Source organism: Pseudomonas inefficax (genome assembly GCF_900277125.1).
In the GTDB taxonomy this organism is placed as follows: Bacteria; Pseudomonadota; Gammaproteobacteria; order Pseudomonadales; family Pseudomonadaceae; genus Aquipseudomonas; species Aquipseudomonas inefficax.
This window is the reverse complement of sequence record NZ_OPYN01000183.1, coordinates 1-2,719: the sequence shown is the minus strand read 5'-3', so window position 1 is coordinate 2,719 and position 2,719 is coordinate 1. Positions and strand designations below refer to the sequence as shown.

General features: G+C 61.0%; 4 protein-coding genes. 1 reads left to right on the top strand and 3 read right to left on the bottom strand.

What is annotated here, in order from left to right; all coding sequences use genetic code 11:
* A partial coding sequence (locus JV551A3_RS22260; RefSeq protein ID WP_205125969.1) for a class I SAM-dependent methyltransferase occupies nucleotides 1-257 on the top strand: 257 nt, incomplete at its 5' end.
* Nucleotides 258-382: 125 nt separating this feature from the next.
* Here the strand turns inward: JV551A3_RS22260 and JV551A3_RS22255 are convergent.
* From JV551A3_RS22255 to JV551A3_RS22245, 3 genes are all read right to left on the bottom strand, one after another.
* Nucleotides 383-1,384 (bottom strand): sulfate ABC transporter substrate-binding protein, encoded by a 1,002-nt coding sequence (locus JV551A3_RS22255; protein ID WP_133979135.1) that lies wholly within the window; start codon nucleotides 1,382-1,384, stop codon nucleotides 383-385.
* Nucleotides 1,385-1,601: 217 nt separating this feature from the next.
* Complete coding sequence (locus tag JV551A3_RS22250; protein ID WP_085625476.1) at nucleotides 1,602-2,423, bottom strand: ion transporter; 822 nt, start codon at nucleotides 2,421-2,423, stop codon at nucleotides 1,602-1,604.
* A 45-nt stretch (nucleotides 2,424-2,468) separates the two neighbouring features.
* Nucleotides 2,469-2,719 (bottom strand): urea transporter (locus tag JV551A3_RS22245; RefSeq protein WP_205125968.1); only part of this gene is annotated, 251 nt, incomplete at its 5' end.

The following is a 2,719-nucleotide window of genomic DNA, read 5'->3' as shown; positions in this document are numbered from 1 at the left end:
CGACCTTCCAGCGCGGCAGCTTCGTGCTGACCCAGGANTACGCGAAGATCCTGCGGCGCTTGCCGGAGCTGTTGAGCGAGGGCGGGACGGTGCTGGCGTGCGTGAACGACCCGGGCATCGGGCCGGAGTTTCTGATCGAGGGGATGGCGGAGCAGGCGCCGTCGCTGGCGTTTGTCGAGCGGCTGGAGAACCCGCCGGAGTTTCCTGATGTGGACCCGGCGGGGGGCTTGAAGGCCCTGGTATTTCGTCAGGTCTGATGTTGCCCTTGCTGGCCTCATCGCGGGTAAACCCGCTCCCACAAGTACAGTGCAAAACCTGAGGGGCTGTGGGGTTCCTGTGGGAGCGGCTTTAGCCGCGAAGAGGCCGGTAAGGCTTACATCAATTACTGATTGTTGCTGTAGATCTGGTCAAACACCCCACCATCATTGAAGTGGGTCTTCTGCACGGTGCGCCAGTCACCGAAGGTCTTCTCCACCGACAGGAAGTCCACTTTCGGGAAGCGGTCGGTGTACTTGGCCAGTACCGTCGCGTCACGCGGGCGCAGGTAGTTCTGTGCGGCAATTTCCTGGGCGGCTGGCGACCACAGGTACTTCAGGTATTCCTCGGCTGCGGCCTGGGTGCCTTTCTTCGCCACCACCTTGTCGACCACGCTGACCGGCGGCTCGGCTTCGGCCGACACGCTCGGGTAGACCACTTCGAACTGGTCGCGGCCGAACTCGCGGGCGATCATTTCGGCTTCGTTCTCGAAGGTCACCAGCACGTCGCCGATCTGGTTGGTCATGAAGGTGGTGGTGGCGGCGCGGCCACCGGTGTCCAATACCGGCGCCTGCTTGAACAGCTTGCCGACAAAGTCCTTGGCCTTGTTTTCATCACCGCCTTGCTTGAGCACATAGCCCCAGGCAGACAGGTAGGTGTAGCGGCCGTTACCCGAGGTCTTGGGGTTTGGCACGATCACCTGTACGCCATCCTTGAGCAGGTCGGGCCAGTCTTTCAGCGCCTTGGGGTTGCCCTTGCGCACGATGAACACAGTGGCCGAGGTGAACGGCGCGCTGTTGTTCGGCAGGCGGGTTACCCAGTTGTCCGGCACCAGCTTGCCGTTGTCGGCCAGGGCATTGATGTCGGTGGCCATGTTCATGGTGATGACATCGGCCGGCAGGCCATCGATCACCGCTCGCGCCTGCTTGCTCGAGCCGCCGAAGGACATCTGCACGTTGACCTTCTCGTTGTGCTCGGCTTCCCAGTGCTTCTGGAAGGCCGGGTTGTAGTCCTTGTAGAAGTCGCGCATCACGTCGTAGGAAACGTTGAGCAAGGTTGGGGCGGCCTGGGCGAAATTGCCCAGGGCAAGGCCTGCGGCGAGCAGCGAGGCGGTGAAGAGTTTTTTCACGTTGCTTCCTTGTTATCGAGAAGGTGTTGGCAGTTTGCCTGCGACTATAGCGGGTGGGTTTGTGGCGGTTAAAGAACAAAAAATACTTTGGTTATGCAGCTGCCTTTACTGGCCCTATCGCCGGCAAGCCAGCTCCCACAGGTACTGCACAGGTCTTGGGCATCGTGCAGTACCTGTGGGAGCTGGCTTGCCGGCGATAGGGCCAAAGCAGGCGACATCATTGCTTGGGAAACAGCACATTCCCACATCGGGAACAGAATGCCGCCCCATGCTCATGGCTCTTCTTGCTGCAGGTCGGGCAATCATGCTGCAACTGCTCCCCGCGCATGGCATTGGCCAGTTCGGCGGTAAAGATCCCGGTCGGTACGGCAATGATCGAGTAACCGATGATCATCACCAACGACGAAATCACCTGCCCCAGCGGCGTCTTCGGCACGATGTCGCCAAAGCCCACCGTGGTCAGGGTGACGATGGCCCAGTAGATGCCCTTGGGAATACTGGTAAAGCCATGCTCAGGCCCTTCGATCACGTACATCAAGGTGCCGAACACTGTCACCAGGGTCGATACCGTCACCAGGAACACGATGATCTTCTGCTTGCTGCCGCGCAGTGCCTCTATCAGGTAGTGCGCCTGCTTGAGATACGGGCTGAGCTTGAGCACGCGGAAGATCCGCAGCATCCGGATCACCCGGATGATCAGCAGGTACTGGGCGTCGCTGTAGTACAGCGCGATGATCCCCGGCACGATCGCCAGCAGATCGACCAGGCCATAAAAGCTGAAGGCATAGCGCAGCGGTTTGGGCGAGCAGTACAGGCGGGTGAGGTACTCGGCCAGGAAGATCGCGGTAAAGCCCCACTCGATGCCGGCCAGCAGGCCGGCATAGCCTTGATGCACTTCGTCGATGCTGTCGAGGATGACGGTAACCAGGCTGGCCAGGATGATCAGCAGGAGGATCTTGTCGAAGCGTCTTCCAGCCACGGTATCGGTCTGGAAGACGATGATGTAGAGCTGCTCGCGCAGGCTCGCAGGGTTGTTCATTGGCTCGTTCCACAAAAGCGATGGGCTGAGCCTAGGGCTTGCATTTCAGCTGTGCAAGCGGCTGGCGTCACGCTGCCTGGGCTGGGCGAGATGGCTGCCCAGGTGCATCAGCCAGCAGGCGGCGACAAAGGGCGCGGTCAGGCCGGGTACCGGTAGCAGCTTGAACAGGGGTTGCAGCAGCAGGGCCAGGGCGATGGCCAGCAGTGTTACCCACGGTTTTTCACCCTGCCTGCTGAACGCCNGCGCCGCCAGCGCGGCGTTGAAACCGTACAGGCCCAGCCAGGCGGCTTGCGCCT

Coding starts and splice junctions, on each gene's coding strand:
- JV551A3_RS22250 (WP_085625476.1), bottom strand. CDS start 2,423: ATGAACAACCCTGCGAGCCTGCGCGAGCAGCTCTACATCATCGTCTTC.